Below are 23,503 nucleotides of genomic sequence, written 5' to 3'. Positions count from 1 at the left end.
CGATTCCATCAGATGAAGGTCGCCTTCCGCAGAATGGCAAGGCGTACGCCGAAAGGCTAGAGCCCGTGTGTTACGGGCTGACGACACGGCCGACGGCCACCTCCGCCAGCGCGGGCAGCAGGGTCTGGGCCAGCGCGACATCCTCGGTCAGGTCCCGGTCGGACAGGTCGTCCGGCAGGCCGGCGCACACCGCGAGCGCACTCCCCCACCCGTCCGAGGGCACCTTCAGCCCGCGCATCCGCACGGCCCGGACCGCCGCCACCAGCTCGCAGGCCAGCGCGATCGAGTACGCGTCGCACGCCTCGAACAACTGGACGGCCGCCCGTGAGGCGAAGCTCGCGTCGTCCTCGGCGCCCCGCGAGATCGAGACCGTGCCGAGGGAGGCGGGCACGGCGGCCGAGCGCAGCACGGCCAGCGACGACCCGGCCACGAACTCCAGCAGCATCACGCCCGAGGCCCCGGCCCGGCCGGCCCCGAGGAACGGCGCCAACCCGGTCATCAGCGGGTCGTTCAGCATGGCGAGCCGGCCGAGCAGCAACGGCACGGACTGGGCGACGGCCACCGCCGCGGCGTCGCAGGCCAGGGCCACCCCGGGCAGGTGGAAGAGGCCGTGGTGGACGACCTCCTCGCCGGCCTCCTGATCGGGGCCCAAGGCCAGGATCAGCGGGTTCTCGGCAGCCTGGTTGAGGTGGAAGTCGCCGAGCGCCTCCAGCTGGCCGAGGGTGTCCAGCACCGATCCGTGCACCTGGGGCAGGCAGCGCAGGGCGAAGGCGTCCTGGATCCGGACGGCGACCGGCGGCGCGGGCTCGCACAGCCGGGTCACGCTCGCGCAGACCTCCGTTCCACCGTCCCCCGGCAGCCGGTCCGCGACCGCCGGCGAGAAGGCCTCCAGGTTGGCGTCGACCGCCACGGCGGTCAGGGTCGCGACCGTGATCGCCGCGCGGGCCAGCGTCTGCAGCCGGTGCCCGGCCAGCGCGACGTCGGCCAGGGTGGCCGCGTTGGAGCTCAGGAAGGGCAGAGCGTCGTGGACGCCGAACCGCACCGGGGGCAGCTCCCGCGGCAGCGGCGCCTCGCCGAGCAGGCCCAGGGCCGTGGTGGCCAGGGCGGACAGGTCCCCGGTGCCGATCCCGGAGAACTCCCGTACCCGGGGCAGCGCGTCGGCGTTGATCATGGCCGCGAGCGCCGCGACGGCGGCCGGGGAGATGCCGGACCCGCCCGCGGCCAGCTGGTTCAACCGGACCAACAGCATCGCCCGGACCCGGTCGGGGGTACGCAGTTCCCCGGCGCTGGTGGCATGGCTGCGCAGCAGGCCGACGGCGTAGTCGGGCCAGTCGTCGACCGAGACGCCCTTGTTGGCGCCGACCCCGGTCGAGCGCCCGTAGACCGGGCGCCGTTCGACGGCGGCCACGGCCGCGGAGTGAGAGGCCTCGATCCGGACCAGAGCGGCGTCGTCCACCCGCACCGAGACCGGGCCGCCCACGGCCTCGGCGACGGCGCAGCAGGTGAGCGTCCGACCGTCGAGGACGAGGGTCGCAACGGGTCGCGGAGCAGTCACGGCGTCAGCATGAACCCCGGCCCGGGGTTTCGGTCAACGGCATACCGTTTCCATCTGGTGAAATCTTGACTGGAAGACTAAAGATTCGTTGCCAAACCGTGCAGAGTTGAGCCCGCACCTGCGGCAACCCGCAGGCGAGACTGGTCCGGTCGCCGCACGGCCGCCCCATCCGCCCCACCGGAGAGCAGAGCGATCAACGAGTCCGCGCCCACCCGCACGGTCGAACGGGCCCTCGCCGTCCTGGCGACGGTCTGCGCCAGCGACGCGCCCTCGCTCACCGAGTGCGCGCGCAGCACGGGCCTGCCGACGAGCACGACGTTACGCCTGCTGCGCACCCTGGAGAACGCCGACTTCGTCAGCCGCGCGGAGGACGGCTCGTACCGGGCCGGGGCCAACCTCGTGCAGCTGGGGGCCAAGGCGTTCTCGCAGCAGTCGGTCGTGGAGGTGGCCCGCCCGGCCATGGCCCGCATCGTGGAGGCCACGGGCGAGTCCACGTACCTGTGCATCCGCGGCCCGGGCAGCACCGCGCTCTACGTGGCCACCGTCGAGGGCACCCACTCGGTGCGGCACACCAGCTGGACCGGGCGCACCGGTCCGCTGGCCGGCAGCGCGGTCGGCGCCGTCCTCACCGGCCAGACCCCGGCCGCCGGCTACGTGACGTTGCGTTCGGCCATCGAGGTCGACGTGACGGCGATCGCCGCGCCCGTGCACCACCCCGGCGGCGTGCTGGCCGCCCTCAGCGTCGTCGGCCCGGTCTACCGGATCGACGAACCCACCGCCGCCCGCTACGGCCGCCTGCTCGCGCAGGAGGCCGCCGGGGTGTCGGCCATCCTCGGGGCCCTCGGCCCCGACCACGAGACGGAGAAGAGCGTGATCAACCGGTGATCCGATTCGAGTCGGTGACCAAGCGGTACCCCGACGGAACCGTGGCCGTCGACGGGCTCGACCTGGTCGCGCCGTCCGGCCAGATCACGGTGTTCGTCGGGCCGTCCGGATGCGGCAAGACCACCTCGCTGCGAATGATCAACCGGATGATCGAGCCGACCAGCGGCACCATCTGGCTGGACGACCAGGACACGGGCGCGGTGAACGCGGCCACCCTGCGGCGCGGCATCGGCTACGTCATCCAGCACGCCGGGTTGTTCCCGCACCGCACGATCGTGGACAACATCGCGACCGTCCCCTACCTGCTCGGCCAGGACAAGAAGCAGGCCCGGGCGCGCGCGCTCGAGCTGATGGAGCGGGTCGGGCTCTCGACGACCTTCGCCAAGCGCTACCCGGCGCAGTTGTCCGGCGGGCAGCAGCAGCGCGTCGGCGTCGCGCGGGCCCTGGCCGCCGACCCGCCCGTGATGCTGATGGACGAGCCGTTCAGCGCCGTCGACCCCGTGGTCCGCGCCGAACTGCAGGACGAGTTCCTCCGCCTGCAGGCCGAACTCGGCAAGACGATCATCTTCGTCACGCACGACATCGACGAGGCGGTGAAGCTCGGCGACCAGGTGGCCGTGCTCAAGGTGGGCGGCACGCTCGGCCAGCTCGCGCCGCCGTCCGTGCTGCTGAACGACCCGGTCGACGACTTCGTGGCCGGGTTCGTCGGGCGTGACCGCGGCTACCGCGCACTGGGTTTCACCACCGCGAGCTCGGTGGCCACGCAGGACGAGAAGACCGTGGGGCTCGGGGCCGAGGCCGCCGCGGTCCAGGCCGCGGCGGTCGACGGCTGGGTGCTGGCCGTGGACGACGCCCGCAAGCCGATCGGCTGGGTCCGGGCCGCGGCCGTGACCGCCACCGTGACGCCGGACCTGCTGCACCGCGGCGGGACGGTCGCCCCGGCGTCCGGCTCGCTGCGCGCGATCCTCGACGCGAGCCTGTCCTCGCCGTCGGGGCGCGGGGTGCTGGTGGACGACGACGGCGCGCTGGTCGGGACGGTCACCGCCGGGGTGGCCGTGGCCGCGATCGAGAAGGAACTGGCCGCACGCCGTCAGGCCGGGGCCGCCTCGTGATCGACTACCTGCGCGACCACCCCGACGACGTCGCCCGGTACACGCTGTCGCACCTGTGGCTCTCGGTGGTGCCGGTGGTGATCGGGCTGCTCGTGGCGCTGCCGTTGGGCTGGGTGGCCGCGCGCTACCGCTGGACGTACGCGCCCATGACGAACCTGGCCGGGCTGCTGTACACGATCCCGTCGCTGGCCCTGTTCGTGCTGATGCCGCTGATCATCGGCACGAAGATCCTCTCCCCCGTCAACGTGGTGGTGGCGCTGACCGTCTACACCGTGGCCCTGCTGGTCCGGGTGGTGGCCGACGCGCTGGCGGCCGTGTCGCCCGAGGTCCGCGCGGCGGCCACGGCGATGGGCTTCACCGGGCCGGGCCGGTTCCTGAAGGTCGACCTGCCGATCGCGGTGCCGGTGATCGTCGCGGGCCTGCGGGTGGCGGTGGTCTCCAACGTCAGTCTCGTGTCGGTCTCGGCGCTGATCGGCATCGCCCAGCTGGGTTCGCTGTTCACCGAGGGCTTCGGGCTCTTCGACACCGGTGAGGTACTGCTCGGCGTGCTGCTGTGCCTGGTGCTGGCCGTCGTCCTCGACCTGCTGGTGGTGCTGGGCGGGCGGTTGCTGACGCCGTGGCAGCGGGCGGTGGTGCGGCGATGAACGTCGTCATCACCTACCTGCAGGACTCGACCCACTGGTCGGGCGAGGACGGCATCCCGCACCGGCTCGTGCAGCATGTCGAGTACTCGCTCGGAGCCCTGCTGGTGGTGCTGGTCATCGCCCTGCCGCTCGGGCTGTACATCGGCCACACCGGGCGCGGTTCGGTGGCCATCGCCGGCATGGCCAACGCCCTGCGGGCGCTGCCCAGCTACGGCCTGCTGGTGCTGGTCGTCGTGTGGGCGAGCAGCTACTTCAGCGGCGACTTCGCCTACCTCGGCCCGGCTCTCCTGGTGCTCGTCGTCCTCGGGGTGCCTGCGGTGCTGTCGAACACGTACGCGGGGGTCGAGAACGTCGACCCCGCCGTCCGGGACGCCGCCCGCGGGATGGGCATGACCGGCTGGCAGGTGCTGTGGCGGGTCGAGGTGCCCAACGCCCTGCCGCTGATCATCTCCGGCGTGCGCAGCGCGGTGCTGCAGATCGTGGCGACCGCCACCGTGGCCGCGTCCGTAACGCTCGGGGGGCTCGGGCGACTGATCCTGGACGGCCTGCAGCAGCAGGACTACGGCCAGATGGCGGCCGGCGCCCTGCTCGTGGCCGTGATGGCGCTCGCCCTCGACCTGGTGCTGGCGCTCGTCCAGCGGCTGGTCGTCTCGCGCGGCGTCTCCGGCCGGTACCGCTCGACGGCGTCCGTGCCGTCGCTGACCGCCGCAGGCGGGGAGGGTGTGGTGTCCGCCGAACAGACTGTCTGACCCGTCCTGTTGGATGGTTGCCAGTACCTGTAGCTGTGAAACCCAGCGTGCCCGACGTCCCTGACGGGCTCGAAGACCAGGAGAAACCCATGAACCGCAACCGGTTGGCCGTGGTGGCCGCCGTCGCCCTCTCCGCCCTGGCCCTCACGGCCTGCGGCGGTTCCGACGCCCTCAGCACCGACTCGGGCTCCAGCCCGGCCGCGGCCGACACCATCACCGTCGGCTCGGCGAACTTCCCCGAGAACATCCTGCTCGCCGAGATCTACGCCGGCGCGCTGGAGGCCAAGGGCGTCAAGGTCAGCAAGAAGCTGAACATCGGGTCCCGCGAGGTCTACCTCAAGGCGCTGCAGGACGGCTCGATCGACCTGCTGCCCGAGTACAACGGCTACCTGCTGCAGTACTACGACAAGAACGCCGGGGCCTCCACGCCCGAGCAGATCCTCGCCGACCTGAAGACGAAGCTGCCGGCGACGCTCACGGTGCTCGACCAGTCGACCGCGGAGGACACGGACGGTCTGGTCGTCACGAAGGCCACGGCCGACAAGTACAAGCTGAAGTCCATCGCCGACCTCGCGCCCTACGCGAAGAACCTGACGCTGGGCGGCCCGGCCGAGTGGAAGACCCGCGCCACCGGCGTCCCGGGTCTGAAGGCGAAGTACGGCCTGACGTTCAAGAAGTTCGTCACGCTGGACGCCGGTGGTCCGGTGACCGTGAAGGCCCTGAAGAACGGCCGGGTCGACGCCACCAACCTCTTCACCACCGACCCGAGCATCACACAGAACGGGTTCGTCCTGCTGAGCGACCCGAACCACGTGTTCCTGAACGCCAACGTGGTCCCGGTCATCACCAAGTCGAAGGTGACCCCGACCGTGTCGACGGCCCTGAACGCGGTCTCGGCCAAGCTCACCACCGAGACGCTGACCGAGCTCATGCAGAAGGTCGCCATCGACAAGCAGGACACCGCCACGGTGGCCAAGGAATGGCTGACCACGAACGGTCTGGCGTAAGCCGACCGTGGCCGTGATCAAGGAACGCTTTGACGAAGGCACCCCGGCGCCGTAGCTCAAAGGTTCCTTGATCACGACCAATCGAGGCCCGGTCTTCCCGCACGGAGGGCCGGGCCTCGACGCGTCCGGGTCAGCGAGACGGTGGAGACGCACGACGAGACGGTCCGGCTGTACAACCGATTCGTCGACGAGTGAATCTCAGCTGCTGTATCCACACGAGATTGCCTCGTCGACGATCGGCGCCCGCCTCGTGCCCATCCAGAGGCTCAACGGCCCATGAGGCGGCGGCTCAACGTGGTGGCCGCCCGGGACGCGGCGGAGGCCAGCGCGAGCCGCGCGGCGTCGTCCACGCGCTCGGTCTCGAAGGTGACGGCGACGGCGGCCGCCGGGTGGCCGCTCGGGTCGAGCACTGCGGAGGCCACGGACGCGAAGCCCGGGGTGACCTCGCCGTCCTCGTGCGCGACGCCGGCCGCCCGCACCCGGGTGAGCACCCGGCGCAGTTGCGAGAGCGTCGTCGGACCGGGTTCGTGCCGCTGCACGAAGGCCCCCGCGTCCGCGAACAGGGCCCGGACCTGCGCGGCCGGGAGCGCGGCGAGCATCGCCCGACCGCTGGCGGTGAGCTGGGCCGGCAGCCGGACGCCGACGTCGGTGACCAGTGGCGGGCGGCCGGGCGCGCGTTCCTCGATCAGGTAGAGCACCTCGCGACCGTGCAGAACGGCCAGGTGGGCGCTCTCGTGCAGCCCGTCGACCAGCCGGGCCAGTACCGGGCGGGCCAGCCGCTGCAGCGACCCGTGCCGGGTGTAGGCGGTGCCGATCTCGAACGCGGCCAGACCCAGCGTGTAGCGCCGCTCCTCGGGCAGGTGGACGACGAAACCCTGCTCGGTCATGGCGTTCAGCAGGTGGTAGGTCGTGCTGCGGGGCAGGCCGAGGGAGCGCGCGATGTGGGTGGCCGGCATGGGGCCCGTCGCGGCCAGGACCCGCAGCGCCTGCAACGCCCTGGTCGCCCCCGGCACATTCGTCGTGATCATGCAGAAACCTCGACTTCTCGAACGCGCCCACCCGCCGCCGCGATCGAAATCGAGGTTTCTGCATGATCACGACCGAAGTGGGTGTCTCGGATCTCAGACAGTATCGGGTGTGGCGGTCTCGCCCCGCGCGGGGTCCTAGGGGTTCGATGAAGGGCATGAGCGAGACGGTCGAGGTCGGCACCGGCCCGGTGAGCAGGGACGACGTGCTCGCCGTGGCCCGGCACGGCGCCGGGGTGCGGCTGAGCGCCGACGCCGAGCGGGCGGTCGCGGCGGGACGCGCGGTGATCGAGAAGCTGGCCGACGACGTCGAGCCGCACTACGGCATATCGACCGGGTTCGGGGCCCTGGCCACGCTGTCCATCCCGGTCGAGGACCGTGCGGCGCTGCAGCTCGGACTGATCCGCTCGCACGCCGCGGGCAGTGGCGCCGAGGTGGAGACCGAGGTCGTGCGGGCCATGATGCTGCTGCGGCTGTCGACGCTGGCCAGCGGGCGTACCGGCGTGCACCCGCGGACCGCCGCCGGGTACGCCGGGCTGCTCGACAAGCGCCTCACCCCAGTCGTTCTCGAGTACGGGTCGCTCGGCTGCTCGGGCGACCTCGCGCCGCTCGCGCACGTCGCGCTGGCCCTGATCGGCGAGGGCGAGGTGCGGGGGCCGGACGGCGACCGCTCGGCCGCCGCGGACGCGCTCGCCGGGGCCGGGCTGACCCCCGTGACGCTCGCCGAGAAGGAGGGACTGGCCCTCATCAACGGCACCGACGGGATGCTGGGCCAGCTGGTGCTGGCGCTGGCCGATCTCGAACAGCTGCTGGTCGAGGCCGACGTGGCGGCGGCGATGAGTGTCGAGGCGCTGCTGGGCACCGACGCGGTGTTCGCCGCCGACCTGCAGGCCCTGCGACCCCATCCGGGACAGGCCGCCTCGGCCGCGAATCTGCGCGCGCTTCTGGCGGATTCGGCGATCATGGCCAGCCACCGGGACCCGGCCGCCTGCACCCGCGTGCAGGACGCCTACTCGCTGCGCTGCTCCCCGCAGGTGCACGGCGCCGCCCGCGACACGCTCGCCCACGCGGCCACCGTGGCCGACCGCGAGCTGGCCGCCGTGATCGACAACCCGGTGCTGACCACCGACGGGCGGGTCGAGTCGAACGGCAACTTCCACGGCGCCCCCGTCGCCTACGTGCTCGACTTCCTGGCCATCGCGGTGGCCGACCTGGCCTCGATCGCGGAACGGCGGGTCGACCGGCACCTCGACGCGCATCGCAACGCCGGGCTCACCCCGTTCCTCGCCGACCGGCCCGGGGTCGACTCCGGCCTGATGATCGCTCAGTACACGGCGGCCGGGATCGTGAGCGAGCTCAAGCGGCTCGCGGCCCCGGCGTCCGTCGACTCGATCCCGAGCAGCGCCATGCAGGAGGACCACGTCTCGATGGGCTGGGCCGCGGCCCGCAAGCTGCGCCGGGCCGTCGACGGGCTGCGCCGGGTGATCGCGATCGAGATCCTCACCGCGGCCCGCGCTCTCGACCTGCGCGCCCCGCTCGGGCCCGCCCCCGCAACGGGCGCGGTACGCGCCGCGCTGCGGGACGTCGTCCCCGGGCCCGGCCCGGACCGCTACCTCGCACCGGACATCGAGCGCACCGTCGAACTGCTCAGCTCCGGCGCCCTGCGCCGGGCCGCCGAGACCGTCACCGGGCCTCTGGCCTGAGAACCGTTCAAGGAGAATGACAATGGAAGGCGCCCGCCCAGTCCGCGCAGCCCGCGGCACCACCCTGACCGCCGGCAGCTGGCAGACCGAGGCCCCGCTGCGGATGCTGATGAACAACCTCGACCCCGAGGTGGCGGAACGCCCGGACGACCTGGTCGTCTACGGCGGCACCGGACGCGCGGCGCGGGACTGGAAGAGCTTCGACGCGATGGTCCGCACGTTGACCACGTTGAAGGACGACGAGACGATGCTCGTCCAGTCGGGGCGCCCGGTCGGCGTGATGCGCACGCACGAGTGGGCGCCGCGGGTACTGATCGCCAACTCGAACCTGGTCGGTGACTGGGCCACGTGGCCGGAGTTCCGCCGGCTGGAGAAGCTCGGGCTCACGATGTACGGGCAGATGACCGCGGGATCATGGATCTACATCGGCACCCAGGGCATCCTGCAGGGCACGTACGAGACTTTCGCGGCCGTCGCCGAGAAGCGTTTCCACGGAACCCTTTCCGGAACGCTGACCCTCACGGGCGGGGCCGGCGGCATGGGCGGCGCGCAGCCACTGGCCGTGACTCTCAACGGCGGGGTCTGCCTGATCGTCGACGTCGACCCCACCCGCCTGCACCGCAGGGTGGAACACCGCTACCTCGACGAGGTGGCCGACGATCTGGACGACGCGATCGTCCGGTGCCTGGACGCCAAGCGCGAGAAGCGGGCCCTCTCGGTCGGCGTGGTCGGCAACTGCGCAGGAGTGTTCGCCGAGCTGCTGCGCCGCGGCGTCGAGATCGACATCGTGACCGACCAGACCAGCGCCCACGACCCGCTGTCGTACCTCCCCGAGGGCGTCGACCTCGGCGACTGGCCCGACTACGCGGCGAAGAAGCCCGAGGAGTTCACCGACCGCGCCCGGGCCAGCATGGCCAAGCACGTCGAGGCGATGGTCGGGTTCCAGGACGCCGGGGCCGAGGTGTTCGACTACGGCAACTCGATCCGCGACGAGGCCCGCCAAGGCGGCTACGAGCGGGCGTTCGCGTTCCCGGGATTCGTCCCGGCCTACATCCGACCGCTGTTCTGCGAGGGCAAGGGGCCGTTCCGCTGGGCGGCGCTCTCCGGCGACCCGGCCGACATCGCAGCCACCGACCGGGCGGTGCTCGACCTGTTCCCGGACAACGACCACCTGCACCGCTGGATCCGCGCGGCCGGGGAGCGGGTCGCGTTCCAGGGCCTGCCCGCCCGGATCTGCTGGCTCGGTTACGGCGAACGGGACAAGGCGGGTGCCCGCTTCAACGAGATGGTCGCCGACGGCAGCCTGAAGGCTCCGATCGTGATCGGCCGCGACCACCTCGACGCCGGCAGCGTGGCCTCGCCGTACCGCGAGACCGAGGGCATGGCCGACGGTTCCGACGCGATCGCCGACTGGCCTCTGCTGAACGCGCTGGTCAACACGGCTTCCGGCGCGAGCTGGGTGTCGATCCACCACGGCGGCGGGGTCGGCATCGGCCGGTCGCTGCACGCCGGTCAGGTGAGTGTCGCCGACGGCACCCCGCTGGCCGCTGCCAAACTGGAGCGCGTGCTGACCAACGACCCGGGCATGGGTGTCATCCGGCACGTCGACGCAGGCTACGACCTCGCCGACGACGTGGCCCGCGAGCGGGGCGTGCGCGTCCCGATGCGGGAAGAGGTATGAGCTTCGAACGACGCTGGGCGGACCTCGAGCCGCTCGGGCGCGCGGCCGGCGGCGGCTACCGCCGGTACGCCTGGACGTCCGAGGACGCGGTCCTGCGTGAGTGGTTCGCGGGTGAGGCCGACCGGCTGGGGCTGTCGCTGACGGTGGACCGGGCCGGTAATCAATGGGCGTGGTGGGGCGACCCCGACGCCGACGGGCCGGGCGTCGTCACCGGGAGCCACCTCGACTCGGTCCCGGACGGCGGTGCGTTCGACGGGCCGCTGGGCGTGGTCTCGGCGTTGACCGCCGTGGAGGCGTTGCAGGGCGAGGGGTTCCGGCCGGCGCGGCCGCTCGGCGTGGTGAACTTCGCCGACGAGGAGGGCGCCCGGTTCGGAGTCGCCTGCGCCGGTTCCCGGGTGATCACCGGAGCGCTGACCCCCGAGCGGGCGGCCGGGCTCACGGACGGCGACGGGACGGCGCTCGGCGCGGCGATGCGCGGGGCCGGGCTGAACCCCGACCACCTCGGCCGGGACGACGAGGCCCTGCGTCGGATCAGCTCTTTCGTCGAGCTGCACGTCGAGCAGGGCCGGGCGCTGGTGGACGACGGGTCCCCGGTCGGGGTGGCCACCGCCATCTGGCCGCACGGCCGCTGGCGCTTCGAGTTCCTCGGCGAGGCCAACCACGCGGGCACGACCCGGCTGGCCGACCGCAAGGACCCGATGATCGACTACGCCAATGCGGTGCTCGCCGCCCGGCAGCTGGCCATGGGCACCTACGACGCGGTCGCCACCTTCGGCAAGGTGCTGGTCGACCCCAACGGGGTGAACGCCATCCCGTCGCGGGTCCGGGCGTGGCTGGACGCCCGGGCGCCCGAAGAGGTCGAGGTGCTCGGCCTGGTAACCGATCTGGCCAAGGCCGCCGCGGCGGCGGGGGCCCTGGTCGCGGAGGAGTCCTGGACGGGCGCCACCGAGTTCGACGCCGATCTGAGCCGGCGGGTCGCGACCGCCGCGGCCGAGGGACTCGGGACGAGCCGGATGCCGCTGCTGGGTACCGGGGCCGGCCACGACGCCGGCATCCTGGCGGCGGCCGGCGTCCCGGCCGCGATGCTGTTCGTGCGCAACCCGACCGGGGTGTCGCACTCGCCCGCGGAGTTCGCCGAGCGGGACGACTGCCTGGCCGGGGTGACCGCTCTGACCGCCGTGCTGCGCGAGCTCGCCGGGGCCGGGATCGGTTGACGGCGTGGACTTCTGGTGCGAGCACGCCTGGCTGCCGGCCGGACCGGCGGCCCGGGTCCGGATCGAGGTGGACGGCGCCCGCCTCGCCTCCGTCACGGTGGGCGTCGACCCGCAGCCCGGCGACCGCCGGTTGCCGGGCATCGTCCTGCCCGGGCTGGCCGACGCCCACAGCCATGCCTTCCACCGCGCGCTCCGCGGACGCACCCACGCCGACGGCGGCTCCTTCTGGACCTGGCGCGAGGGCATGTACGCCGTCGCCGAGAGACTCCAGCCCGACTCGTATCTCGCACTCGCCCGGGCCTGCTACGCCGAACTGGCCCTGGGCGGGGTGACGAGCGTCGCGGAATTCCACTACCTGCACCACGGGCCGGACGGCGTGCCGTACGCCGACCCGAACGCGATGGCCACCGCCCTCGCCCAGGCCGCGGCCGACGCGGGCGTCCACCTGACCCTGCTCGACACCTGTTACCTGGCGGGCGGTCTCGATTCCTCGGGCTACCTGCGACCGGTCGGCGTGCAGGCCCGGTTCTCCGACGGCAGCGAGCACGCCTGGGCCGCCCGGGTTGCGCAGCTGGCCGAGAGGCCCCCGCCCGGGCTGACGGTCGGGGTGGCCGCGCACAGCGTCCGGGCCGTGCCGCCCGCCGCCCTGCGCCGCGTCGGCGAGGTGGGCCGGGAGCTGACCCCCGAAGTCCCCGTACACGCGCACGTGAGCGAGCAGCCGGCCGAGAACGACGCCTGCCACGCCGTCCACGACCTGACCCCCGTCGGACTGCTGGCCGAGAACGGCCTGCTGGAGGGTCCTTTCGTCGCCGTGCACGCGACGCACCTGACCCCGGGCGACGTCCACACCCTCGGGGCGGCCCGCGCGACCGCCTGCTTCTGCCCGACCACCGAGCAGGACCTGGCCGACGGCATCGGCCCCGCGCGCGCCCTGGCCGACGGCCACGTCGCCCTGGCTCTCGGCTCCGACCAGCACGCCGTCAACGACCTGCTCGGCGAGGCCCGGGCGCTCGAAATGGGTGAGCGGCTGGCCAGTCTCGGCCGCGGCCGGTTCACCCCGGTGGAACTCGTCGACGCCCTCACGGTCGCGGGGCACCGCGCCTGCGGTCAGCCCCACGCGGGGCGCCTGGAGCCCGGCGCCCGGGCCGATCTGGTCGCCGTCCGCCTCGACACCCCGCGCACCGCGGGCGCCCGCCCCGACCAGGTCGTCCCGGTGGCGGGAGCCGCCGACGTCGACACCGTGGTCAGCGGCGGGCGACTGATCGTCGCCGACGGGCAGCACGTACTGGGCGACGTCGGCCGGCTGCTGAGCGAGGCCATCGAACCGTTGTGGGAGAACTGAGATGAGCATGCTGGTCACCAACATCGGCGAGCTGGTCACGAACGACCCCGAGCTCGGGCCCGGCCCGCTCGGCATCGTCCGCGACGCGGCGCTGCTGGTCGACGGCGACCGGATCGGCTGGGTCGGCACCGCCGCCGAGGGGCGCGACCAGGCCGCCGACGACGTGTACGACGTCGAGGGCCGTTGCGTCGTCCCGGGTTTCGTCGACTCCCACACCCACCTGGTGTTCGCGGGCGACCGGGCGGACGAGTTCGCGGCCCGGATGAGCGGCGAGCCGTACACCGGCGGCGGCATCGCCCGTACGGTCGCCGCCACCCGCGCGGCCACCGACGACGAACTGCTGGCCAACCTGCGCCGGCTCGTCACGGAACTCCGGTCCCAGGGCACCACGACGGTCGAGGTGAAGTCCGGCTACGGGCTGGACGTCGAGCAGGAGGCCCGGCTCCTGCGGATCGCGCGCCGGGTCACCGGCGAGACGACCTACCTGGGGGCGCACGTCGTCCCGCCCGAGTACGCGCAGCGGCGCGACGAGTACGTGGCGCTGGTGACCGGGCCCATGCTCGAGGCGTGCGCGCCGCACGCCCGCTGGGCGGACGTGTTCTGCGAGCCGGCCAGCCCGCACGCCTTCGACGGGGACGAGTCGGCCGCCGTGCTCGGGGCCGCCGCCGCGGCCGGCCTCGGACTGCGGGTGCACGGCAACCAGCTGTCCGCGGGCCCCGGCGTCCGACTGGCGGTCGAGCACGGCGCGGCCAGCGTCGACCACTGCACCCACCTGAGCGACGCGGACGTCGACGCCCTGGCGGGCGGGACGACGGTCGCCACCCTCCTGCCGGCCGTCGAGTTCTCGACCCGCTCGCCGTACCCGCCGGCCCGGCGGCTGCTGGACGCCGGGGTGACCGTCGCGCTGGCCACCGACTGCAACCCGGGCAGTTGCTACAGCTCGTCGATGCCGTTCGTCATCGCGCTGGCCGTACGGGAGATGGGGATGACACCGGGCGAGGCGCTGTGGGCGGCCACGGCGGGCGGGGCCCGGGCGCTGCGCCGCGACGACGTCGGCCGGATCGGCCACGGAGCGCGGGCCGACCTCGCGCTCCTGGACGCCCCGAGCCACCTGCACCTGGCCTACCGCCCCGGCGTCCCGACCGCCCACTCCCTTTGAAGTTGATCATGCGCAAACGCAGCACCTGACCGTCGATCATGCGCAAACGCATGATGCGTTTGCGCATGATCGGCGCAGGGGTGATGCGTTTGCGCATGATCGACGACGGGACGTGACGTTGCGCTCGCGTTGCACCCGCCGCCCTAACGTGACCCGCCGCGGCAACGCTGCCGGCTGAGCGAACGTGTGCCCAGAAGGAGTGAGCTGCCCTGCAACGGATCCGCGCCGTTGGTCCCGTGGACCACATGCTGTCCCAGGTCCACGAGGTGTGCTCGCAGCGCACGGACGGCGAGGTGGCCACGTACATCCCGCAGCTCGCCTACGCGCCCCCGGAGGCGTTCGGGATCGGCCTGGCCACGCTCGACGGGCACGTCTACGAGACGGGCGACTCGAGGCTCGGGTTCAGCATCCAGTCGGTGTCGAAGCCGTTCGTCTACGCCCTCGCCCTCGCCGATCACGGCCTGGAGGGCGTGCTGCAGCGGATCGGCGTCGAGCCCACGGGCGACCCGTTCAACAGCATCACCGTGGACGAGGAGACGGCCCGCCCGTTCAACCCGATGGTCAACGCGGGCGCGATCGTGGCCGCCAGCCTGGTCAAGGGCACCGGCGTCGAGGAGAAGTTCGAACGCATCCGCAACGCCCTGTCCGCGTTCGCCGGGCGCGAGCTGACCCTCGACGAGCGGGTCTACAACTCCGAGAACGAGACCGGTGACCGGAACCGGGCCATCGCCTACTTCATGCGCACCATGGGCGCCCTCGAGGGGGACGTCGACGAGGTGCTGGAGGTCTACTTCAAGCAGTGCTCGCTGCTGGTCACCGCCCGCGACCTGGCCGTGATGAGCGCGACGCTGTCCAACGGTGGCCGCAACCCCGTGACGGGCGAGGTGGCGATCGAGCCGGAGCACGTCAGCCGGGTGCTGGCCGTGATGAGCACGTGCGGCATGTACGACTACGCGGGCGAGTGGATGTACCGGGTCGGGCTGCCCGCCAAGAGCGGCGTGAGCGGCGGCATCGCGGTGGCGCTCAGCCAGCGGCTCGGGATCGGCCTCTACAGCCCCCGGCTCGACCGGCGGGGCAACAGCGTGCGTGGGATCGCCGCCTGCGAGGAGCTGTCCCAGCGGCTCGGCCTGCACGTGCTGCGGGCCGACGCCAGCACCGGGCCGCCCGCGCTGCGCCGGCGCACGGGCGCCGACATCCGCTCCAAGCGTGTGCGTTCGGCCGCCCAGCTCGACACGTTGACCGAGAGCGGTTCGCGCATCGTGGTCTTCGAGCTGCTGTCCGACCAGACGTTCCTCACCGCCGAGACGCTGATGCGGAAGGTGCTGTCCGACAATGGGTGCCAGTGGGCGGTCATCGACCTGCACCGGGTCACCCAGACCGACACGGCCGCGGCCCGGCTGTTGACCGACCTGGTCCGGCAGCGAGGCTCGGAGGGCAAGGTGACCGCCGTCATCGCCAGCCCGGAGCTCACCCTGCGGGAGCTCATGGAGTCCGAGGGCGCCGTCGGGTTCGACGACCTCGACGAGGCACTGGAATGGGCCGAGAACGAGCTGCTCACCGAGGGCGAACACCCCTCGGAGAGCACGGCTTCCGTGCCGCTGGCGGAGCAGGAGCTGCTGGCCGGGATGACCGAGGAGGCGTTGGGCGCCATCGCTCCCCTGCTGGTCGAGACCACGTTCAAGCCGCGCGAGATCGTCTTCGACGAGGGCGAGGAGGCGGACGCGATCTACTTCATCTCCTCCGGCGAGGCCGCCGTCGTGCTCTCCGGGGACGACGGGCGCCGGTGGACGCGGCTGGCCACCGTCGCCGCCGGGTCGGCGTTCGGCGACCTCGCCGCCCTCGACGGCGGGACGCGCTCGTCACGGGTCGTCGCCGACACCGAGATGGTCACCCAGTCGCTGATGCTCACCGACCTGGCCGCCCTGCGGGTGTCCCGCCCGGACGTCGTCGGGCAGCTCTACCAGGCGATGGCCCGCACCCTGGCCGAGCGGCTGCGCAGCGCCAACCGGGAGATCAGCGCGTTGCGGGACTGAGCTCGTGGCGGATGCCGAGGCGACCTGTGATCAGGTCGCACTCGGCCCGGTAGGTCTCGACGTCGTCCGCGGGCACCAGATCGTGCCGCAGCAGCGCGGCCAGGGCGTACGCGACCTCGTGATCGGCCTTGCGGCTGCGCGCCGACTCCAGGCCGGCCAGCAGAGCCTCCCGCGCGCCGTCCGGTTCACCGAGCCGGGCGAGCGCCTCGCCACGGACCCGCTCCGTCAACGCCGCCCAGAGATCGGAGTCGCCACCCGGACCGGGCAGGCCGCCGAGGACGGTCAGCGCCGTCGCCGGGTCACCGCAGAGCAGGTGGGCCTCGGCCCGCAGGACGTCGGCCAGCCAGGCCTGCGCCTTCTCACCGGACTCGACATAGAAGTCCCCGGCCGCGGTCGCGTGCTCCAGGGCCGTGGCCAGGTCCCCGGCGCGGGCGGCGAGCCGGCACAGCAGCGTGCGGCCGAAGGCGATCTCGGACAGCAGCCCGTTGGCCTGCCAGATCCGCATCGCGGGCTCCAGCAGGTCCAGGGCGGCGGCGTCCTCGCCCTGGTCGACGAGCACCTCGGCGAGGTTGGCCGACATCGTGGCGGCGTTCCACTGGTCGCCGGCCTCCAGGAACGTGGCCCGCGCCTGGGTGTACCGCTCGACGGCCTCGGTCCAGTTGCCCCGGAAGTAGAGCAGGACGCCCAGCTGGGCCAGCGCGTGCCCGACCTCGATGCGTTCGCCGAGCGCCCGCAGCAGCCGGACCGCCTCGAGAACCCGCGGACGTTCGGGGATCTCGCCGCGGTGCAGGTCGACCACGTCCAGCACCCGCAGCGCGATGGCCAGCGCGCCGTCCTCACGCGAGTCGAGAGCCTCCTCCTCGGCGCGCCGGGCCCACTCCAGCGCCTGGTCGGTGTTGCCCTGGATCGAGCGCACCCAGGCGTACCGGGCGGCCAGGCGGGCGCGCAACCGGTCCGGTTCGGGGCCCTCGAGGCCGTCCAGGTCGGCCCGGGCCCGGGTCAGCCAGCCGAGAGCCCGGCGCAGCTCCCCGGCCCGCTCGTGCACCTTGGCGATGCGCAACCGCAACCCGGCCATCCGCAACGGTTGAGAACCCAGCAGCCGCCAGGCCTTCCGGTAGGCGGCGTCGGCCTCGGCGAAGTCGCCGAGGTCGTAGTGGACGTCGCCCAGCGCCTCCCAGGCGTCGATCCGGTAGCCGACGGCCAGGTTCGGGAGGTGCTCCGCCGCGGCCAGGCCGCGCCGGTACAGGGTGACGGCGTCGGCCAGGGCGTACTGGGCGCGGGCCTCGGTGGCCGCGACCATCGCAGTGCGCCAGGCCTTCTGGAACGCCCCGGCGGCCCGGTAGTGCATCGACAGCAGGGCGGAGCTGGAACGGCCGCCGTCGCTCGAGGCGGCCGTGATCGCCTCGGCGGCCCGGGCGTGCAGTGCCGTGCGCCGCGAGTAGGGCAGGCCCTCGTAGGCCACCTCCCGCAGCACCTGGTGTTCGAACGCCAGCCACCCGGGCCGCGCGGGGCGGAGGAACTCGTGCAGGGCGCTCAGGTCGAGCGAGTGGTCCGGGACCTGCTCGGGGGCGGCCGGTTCCAGCAGCTCGTGCAGCAGCGCCAGTTCGACGTCGTTGCCCAGCACGGCGGCGGTCCGCAGTACCTGACGGTCGGTCGGGGCCAACCGGTCGACGTGGGCCGCGGCCAGCGCCTCGACGGACGTGGGCAGGTCGTCCGGGTCGCCGCCGGCCAGCACGGCCAGCACGATCTCGCGCAGGTACAGGGGGTTCCCGGACGCCCGGCGCAGGATCGCCGCCATCCGGTGCGGGGCGATCGGCGCCGTCGTCGTGCTGGAGGTGAGGAACTCGAGAGCGGCCGCCTCGGAGAGGGGTTCGAGCCGTAGCTCACGGGCGCCGGCCTCGGTCAGGCGGCCCACACCCTCGGTGGTCCGGGTGCCCATCACCAGCCAGGGCTGCCCGGCGGCGGTCGCCGCGACGGCCTTCAGCAGGTCGTGCGACGCGGCGTCCATCAGGTGCACGTCCTCGAGGCAGATCAGGGCCGGTTCACCCACCAGCTGCTCCAGGAACCGGCACATCACCTGTTCGAGACGAGCCTTGCGGAACTTCGCGTCCAGGGCGTCGACCTCGGGTGTGGCGGGCAGTTCGACACCGGCCACGATGCCGATCAGCGGCAGCCAGGGCTCCACCTCACCGGCCAGGGCCCGCAGCCGCTCCACGATCGCCGCCTCGTCGTCGCCCACCCCGAGCCGGGCCCGCAGGAGCCGCCGCCAGGGCGTGTACGGGGTCGCACCGGCGTAGGTCTCGCCGCGGGCGCGCAACACGGGCACCCCTGCCGTGGAACAGAACTCGGCCACCAAACGGGACTTGCCCATCCCCCGGTCGCCGACCAGCTCGATCACCCGGCCGGTGCCCGCGATCGCCGTTCGCAGCGCATCGTGCAGCACCCCGAGCTCACGGTCGCGGCCGATCAGCGGACCCCGCTCGTCGGCGGACTCGACCTCGCCGAGCGGTCGACCCAACCGCAGCGAACGCACCGGCTCGGCCTTGCCCTTGGCCGCGAACGGCGGCAACTCGGTGGTCGCGTAACGGGTCCGCGAGCGTTCCAGCACCGACGGCATCACGCGGACCTCGCCGGGTTCGGCCGAGGCCATCAGCCGGGCCGCCAGGTTCACGCAGTCACCGGCGATGGAGTACACCCGGCGGTAGGCCGGGCCGTAGTCGCCGGCGAAGACCGCGCCGTGGTTCACCCCGGCGCGCAGCCGGAGATCGCCTACGCCGCCGGCACTTCCGGCGACGATCTGTTGGACGGCGGCCAGCACCCGGGTCTCGTCGTCGCCGGTCGCGCGGGGCGCGCCCGAGATCAGGATGATCTTCCCGCCGTCGGCGTTGACGTCCGTGGACAGCAATGTGATCTGCTGGGCGGCCACCACGTCCTGAGCCCGGGTCAGCAGCGCCTGCAACTGCGGCAGCAACGCGTCCGGCCCCCCGGCGTCCAGCACCGCGTCCACGCCCGAGAACTCGACGAAACCGACCGCGATGTGCCGGTGTTCGGGCGCCACCACGCCACCCAGCAGGTGGTCGCACAGGGACGGGTCGAGCGCGGCGGTGAGGTCGAGACCCGTGATGTCGGCAGGGGTCACGGCCGGCGACGGGTCGACGTCCAGCGTCGCCTCGAGCAGGAAACCCGGCCCGGAGACGGCCCCCGGCGCCGGGTGCCCCTCGGCCACCAGCGCGGCCACCGCCCCGGGCGACAGCAGCACCTCACCGCGCTCGGCGTACTTCTCCATGGTGGTGACGGCGGTGGCGGCCGGGCCGAGCACCAGCAGCTCGCGGCGCGGGGTCGCGGCCAGGAAGGCGTCGACCGGGCCGCTGTGCACGCCGATGCTCATGCCCAGGCGGACCGTGCCCACCGAGGTCTCCAGGCGGCCCGCCGTCCGGATCGTGCGTTGCATGGCCTGGGCGGCCCGCGCCGCCCGGCCGGCATGGCCGGGCCCCGTGAACGAGAGCAGGACGGCGTCCCCGCCCCACTTCAGCAGCATGCAACCGTACGCGTAGGCCACCCCGAGCAACTGCTCGAACGTGGCGTTGAGCAGGTCGCCCATCTCCTCGGCCCCGACCTTGCCCCGCCGCGACAGCCGTTCGGTGAGGGCGGTGAACCCGGAGATGTCGGCGAACACGAGCGTGGCGTCGAGACGCCGGTACTCCTGCTCCGGGTGGCCGGACAACCAGTCGATGACCAGGCGCGGCACGTAGGGGCGCAGGGGTAGCTGCGCCCCTACGGGCCCGCGGTCGCTCATCTGATGATCATCGCCGGTCGGCGGGGGTGGGGTGGAGGGATCAGCCCGTCATCTTGGGGTCGCCGGCCGGGGCCTTGACGGTGATGACCGTGCCGTCGTCGGTGAACTCGTAGCTGTCGACGCACGGGTTGGTGCTCGGGACCCCGATGTCGGACAGCTCGTTGCAGTTGATGAGGTAGCCCTCGTACTGGCCGTTGGCCGGGTTGAAGTCGGCGATCACCGGGCCCCAGCCCGGGTCCTCCTCCGGTCCGGTCTCTCCGTAGACGTAGAACGGGTTGTCCGAGCCGTAGCAGATGTCGTTGTTGGCGCCCTCGCCGACGAAGTTGTTCGCGCGGTCGTCGACGATCGTCTTGGCCCGGTTGCCGGTGACGTTGAAGACCAGCACCTGGTCGACGTCGTCGCTCTGGCACAGGAGCCGGTGCGCGTCGTCCGGGTACTGGATCGAGGCCGTGATGACGGCGGGCGTCGCGCCGGGGTCGGCGGTGATCTGGAAGCTGTCGGTCTGGCCGCCCGCCGTCTGCCCGACCAACGCGCCGGCGGGCGTCGAGCAGCTTCCCGCGGTCGCGGCGCAGCTCGTGGTCACGGAGGGGGTGACCGTCTGCACCTGGACGGACGGCGCAGCGCCCTTCAGCTTGAAGACCGGGATCAGGTCGGTGCCCGTCGGCGAGACCGCGACCGCGGTGGCCAGCGCGAACGTGCCGACCGTGCCGCCGGTGACGGTGACCGGCACGCTCACGGACTTCCCGGGCAGCAGCGAGCCGAGGCCGAGCAGGCCGCTGGTCTTCAGCTTCACGGTCTTCCCGGAGACGCTGACCGCCCAGGGGTACCCCGCGCTGCTGGTCACCTTGCTCGGCACCGAGATCCCGGTGAAGGACGACGGGAGCGTGACGCTCGCATAGCCGAGGGTGGCGAGGCTGCCCGCCACATCGGTGAAGGTCACGGTGAGCACCTTCGACGTGCCGACGGGGATCGAGGCCGGGCTGACGGTCGCCGTGTACTGGCCGAGCGTGACCGCGGCCTGGGCGCCACCCGCCTGCGCGACACCCAGCAGGCCCGCCCCGGTGGCGACCAGGACGGCGGCGGCGGCGATCCGCCGCCGCCTGAAGTGAGGACCGAACATGAGGGGGCGCTCCATCCGTGCACGCGAGGGTTATTCGGGAGTCCGGACGACGGCGGCCGGGCCGCGACGGTAACCGCGGGCGTGCAACGCGAGCGCAACGAAACCGCTCTCTGACCAGTGGCGATGTGTCATCCTCCCGATGATCGTCGACAATCGGCAGGCCGATTGCGGACGATCTTGAACCGAGAATTCCGGCGAAATCCGGCAAATGATCCAGTGCGACCTGTGCAGCAGAGCGGAGGTGACCATGTCGGACGTGATGGACGTGTTGGACATCACAGCCACTCCCGCCCGGGTCCCGGCCGCCGCGGTCCGACTGTTCGGCGTCCCGCGGATCGACCCGGGGGGTGAGATCACCGGACGGCGGGCGCAGCTGTGCCTCGCGAAGCTCGCCTCACCACCCGGGCGGATCGTCCCCCGGGACCGTCTGGCCGACGTGATCTGGGAGGACCGGCTGCCGAAGTCGTGGCAGGCGGCCCTGCGCAACGTGATCGCCGAGGTGCGGGCCGCCTGCACGGCCGCGGGTCTGGGACCCGCCGCCGTCGAGTCGGCGGGGACGGGCTACCGGCTGTCGCTGCCCACCGGTGTCGGGGTGGACGTCGAGGAGCTCACCGCTGCGGCCACCCGCGCCGAGGACGCGGTACGCGCCGGCGACCCGACGACGGCCGCCGCGTCGGGTGTCCACCTGGGCGCGGCCACCCGAGACGTGCCGTTGGCGGGGCTGGACGGTGACTGGGTCGAGCGCACCCGCCGCGCGACCGTCGAGGCGGTGACGCGGCTGGCCCTGGCGGTCGGCGAGGCGTCACTCGCTCTGGACGACGTGCGCCGGGCCGAGGAGTTGGGCCGGCTGCTGGTCCGGCTGGCGCCGCTGCGGGAGGACGGCTACCGGCTGCAGATGCGGGCCCTGCTGGAGTCGGGCAACCGCGCCGAGGCGCTGCGGGTGTACGAGGCCTGCCGGGCGCTGCTGGCCGAGGAGCTGGGCACCGCACCCTCGGAGTCCACCCGGGCGCTGATGACCTCCCTGCTCTCCGACGAGCACGAGACACCGCGCGCGCCGGCCGCGCTCACCCCGGCGGCGACCGGCGGCGGCTGGCGGCGGGCGCTGCGGTACGGCCTGGCCGCGGCCCGGACCAGCTGGGAGGCTCGCGTCTACGAGGACACCGCGGCGATGGCCCGCCGGGCCCTCGACGTGCTCGCGGCCGCGGGCGACCCCGACCCGGCCGGGCGGCGCGACCTGCAGATCCTCTACGGCGGGGCCCTGCGGGTGCTCGGCGACCCGGCGGGAACCGAACTGCTGCACCGGGTCTGGGAAGAGGCACGGGAGACCGGAGACCCCGACCGGATGGCGGATGCCGCGCTCGCGTTCTCCGAGGAGGCGACCGGCAGCGACGAGAGCCATCTCGACGACGACCTCGTGGGCCTCTTCCAGGAGACCTACGACGCCGTCTGGCCCGGCGAGATGCAACGACGCACCAGGCTTCTCGGACACATCGCGGTGGGTCGTACCTGGTTGGCGGACGGCTTCGGCGGCCGCCGCGCCGCCCGCAACGCGCTGGTGTTGGCCCGCTCCGCCGAGGACCCGGCCCTGCTCATGTCGGTGCTGACCACGGCGCGGCGCACGCTCACGGGCGCCGGACTCCCGCTCGAGCAGGCCGGCCTGGAGGACGAACTGGAGGGTCTGGCGGAGCGGTTCGACGACCCGAGCGCGCTGACCCGGGTGGCGCTGTGGCGCTTCCTGACCCGGATGGAGTCCGGTGACGGGGCCGGCCTCGAGGGCCTGCTCGAGACGGCCGCCGAACACGCCTCCGGGCTGCGTTCCGCCCGGGTCCAGCACCAGCTGGCCTACAGCCGCGCCGCGGTGGCGGTGCTCCACGGCGACCTCGCCGCGGCCGAGGCGTTGACGGAGGAGGCCACGGCGTCGGGTCACGCGCTGGGGCTGCCGACGTTCTTCGTCGAGGGCATCCGGCTGGTGCTGCTCGCGACGGTGCGCGAGCACCAGGGGCGGCTGTCGGAACTGGCCCCCGCGCTAACTCCGTTCGACTCCCCCGCCCTGCCGGAACACCACGCGGTGGCCGCCCGCGCCGAACTCGCCCGCGTCCTCACCGAGGGGGCCGGCGGCACTGACCTCCAGCAGGCGGCGCAGGCGGTCGACGGCTACCTCGACCTCTACACCCGCAGCGGCCCCACGATGGTCAACCCCGTCGCACAGGCCGCCGGACTGGCCGGGACCGTGGCGCGGCTGGGCGAGGAGGCGCGGGCCCGGCGGCTCTACGACCTGTTGTCCGCCCACGCCGGGACGGGTGCGGTGTACACGCACCTCGCCCGGCCAGTCGACCACGCACTGGGTCTGCTGGCCGGGGCCCTGGGTGACAACGCGCTCGCCGCGGACCATTTCGCGACCGGCGCCCGGTTCGCCCGACGGCTCGGCGCCCCGCTGTGGGTCGAACGCTGCGAACGCGACGCCGCCGCCCTCTGACC

The 23,503-nt window shown here is 73.1% G+C and carries 16 protein-coding genes and 1 pseudogene; 13 read left to right on the top strand and 4 right to left on the bottom strand.

Annotated features, from left to right (window positions below):
• Positions 1 to 70: 70 nt before the first annotated feature.
• Positions 71 to 1,555, bottom strand: a complete 1,485-nt coding sequence (locus ACIB24_RS05070) for an aromatic amino acid lyase (protein WP_398276046.1) — start codon at positions 1,553 to 1,555, stop codon at positions 71 to 73.
• 192 nt (positions 1,556 to 1,747) lie between these two features.
• On the opposite strand from ACIB24_RS05070, the pseudogene ACIB24_RS05065 reads away from it, so the two are divergent.
• The 6 genes and pseudogenes from ACIB24_RS05065 to ACIB24_RS05040 all read left to right on the top strand — a co-directional run.
• Positions 1,748 to 1,906, top strand: a pseudogene (locus ACIB24_RS05065) (helix-turn-helix domain-containing protein); the annotation flags it as partial.
• Positions 1,907 to 1,954: 48 nt separating this feature from the next.
• Entirely contained in the window at positions 1,955 to 2,440 is a 486-nt protein-coding gene (locus tag ACIB24_RS05060) for an IclR family transcriptional regulator domain-containing protein (RefSeq protein WP_398276043.1), read from the top strand.
• Positions 2,437 to 3,552: an ABC transporter ATP-binding protein gene (locus ACIB24_RS05055; RefSeq protein ID WP_398276040.1), complete on the top strand. Its 1,116-nt coding sequence runs from the start codon at positions 2,437 to 2,439 to the stop codon at positions 3,550 to 3,552. The genes ACIB24_RS05060 and ACIB24_RS05055 overlap by 4 nt, the downstream gene beginning before the upstream one ends.
• A complete protein-coding gene (locus ACIB24_RS05050) occupies positions 3,552 to 4,196 on the top strand; it encodes an ABC transporter permease (protein ID WP_398276775.1) in 645 nt (214 codons plus the stop codon). The genes ACIB24_RS05055 and ACIB24_RS05050 overlap by 1 nt, the downstream gene beginning before the upstream one ends.
• A complete protein-coding gene (locus ACIB24_RS05045; RefSeq protein ID WP_398276037.1) occupies positions 4,193 to 4,945 on the top strand; it encodes an ABC transporter permease in 753 nt (250 codons plus the stop codon). Before ACIB24_RS05050 ends, ACIB24_RS05045 begins: the two co-directional genes overlap by 4 nt.
• 89 nt (positions 4,946 to 5,034) lie before the next feature.
• On the top strand, positions 5,035 to 5,952 hold the full coding sequence (locus ACIB24_RS05040; RefSeq protein ID WP_398276034.1) for an ABC transporter substrate-binding protein: 918 nt from the start codon (positions 5,035 to 5,037) through the stop codon (positions 5,950 to 5,952).
• A gap of 266 nt (positions 5,953 to 6,218) precedes the next feature.
• On the opposite strand, the gene ACIB24_RS05035 is transcribed toward ACIB24_RS05040, so the two are convergent.
• The gene (locus ACIB24_RS05035; protein WP_398276031.1) at positions 6,219 to 6,980 is read right to left on the bottom strand and encodes an IclR family transcriptional regulator; all 762 of its coding nucleotides are present in this window, start codon (positions 6,978 to 6,980) and stop codon (positions 6,219 to 6,221) included.
• 155 nt (positions 6,981 to 7,135) lie between these two features.
• Here ACIB24_RS05035 and hutH point away from each other — a divergent pair, with 155 nt between their 5' ends.
• The 6 genes from hutH to glsA all read left to right on the top strand — a co-directional run bounded on the left by hutH (position 7,136) and on the right by glsA (position 16,109).
• Complete coding sequence (gene hutH, locus ACIB24_RS05030; RefSeq protein WP_398276028.1) at positions 7,136 to 8,680, top strand: histidine ammonia-lyase; 1,545 nt, start codon at positions 7,136 to 7,138, stop codon at positions 8,678 to 8,680.
• Positions 8,681 to 8,702: 22 nt separating this feature from the next.
• The gene (gene hutU / locus ACIB24_RS05025; protein ID WP_398276025.1) at positions 8,703 to 10,361 is read left to right on the top strand and encodes a urocanate hydratase; all 1,659 of its coding nucleotides are present in this window, start codon (positions 8,703 to 8,705) and stop codon (positions 10,359 to 10,361) included.
• Complete coding sequence (locus ACIB24_RS05020) at positions 10,358 to 11,575, top strand: allantoate amidohydrolase (protein WP_398276022.1); 1,218 nt, start codon at positions 10,358 to 10,360, stop codon at positions 11,573 to 11,575. Before hutU ends, ACIB24_RS05020 begins: the two co-directional genes overlap by 4 nt.
• 4 nt (positions 11,576 to 11,579) lie before the next feature.
• Positions 11,580 to 12,917, top strand: a complete 1,338-nt coding sequence (locus ACIB24_RS05015) for a formimidoylglutamate deiminase (protein WP_398276019.1) — start codon at positions 11,580 to 11,582, stop codon at positions 12,915 to 12,917.
• 1 nt (position 12,918) lies between these two features.
• Entirely contained in the window at positions 12,919 to 14,076 is a 1,158-nt protein-coding gene (gene hutI, locus ACIB24_RS05010; protein WP_398276016.1) for an imidazolonepropionase, read from the top strand.
• Between the two features lie 245 nt (positions 14,077 to 14,321).
• Positions 14,322 to 16,109, top strand: coding sequence for a glutaminase A (glsA, locus tag ACIB24_RS05005; RefSeq protein ID WP_398276013.1), 1,788 nt, complete (start codon positions 14,322 to 14,324; stop codon positions 16,107 to 16,109).
• Here glsA and ACIB24_RS05000 read toward each other — a convergent pair.
• Both ACIB24_RS05000 and ACIB24_RS04995 read right to left on the bottom strand, forming a co-directional pair.
• Positions 16,090 to 19,905: an adenylate/guanylate cyclase domain-containing protein gene (locus ACIB24_RS05000; protein WP_398276010.1), complete on the bottom strand. Its 3,816-nt coding sequence runs from the start codon at positions 19,903 to 19,905 to the stop codon at positions 16,090 to 16,092. The genes glsA and ACIB24_RS05000 overlap by 20 nt on opposite strands.
• Before the next feature lie 40 nt (positions 19,906 to 19,945).
• A complete protein-coding gene (locus ACIB24_RS04995) occupies positions 19,946 to 21,025 on the bottom strand; it encodes a hypothetical protein (protein WP_398276007.1) in 1,080 nt (359 codons plus the stop codon).
• A 247-nt stretch (positions 21,026 to 21,272) separates the two neighbouring features.
• Between ACIB24_RS04995 and ACIB24_RS04990 the strand changes: the two genes are divergently transcribed.
• On the top strand, positions 21,273 to 23,501 hold the full coding sequence (locus ACIB24_RS04990) for an AfsR/SARP family transcriptional regulator (RefSeq protein ID WP_398276004.1): 2,229 nt from the start codon (positions 21,273 to 21,275) through the stop codon (positions 23,499 to 23,501).
• The last annotated feature ends 2 nt before the right edge of the window (positions 23,502 to 23,503 follow it).

It is taken from the genome of Spongisporangium articulatum (genome assembly GCF_044465595.1).
In the GTDB taxonomy this organism is placed as follows: domain Bacteria; phylum Actinomycetota; class Actinomycetes; order Actinomycetales; family Kineosporiaceae; genus Spongisporangium; species Spongisporangium articulatum.
This window is presented reverse-complemented; position numbering and strand designations above follow the sequence as displayed.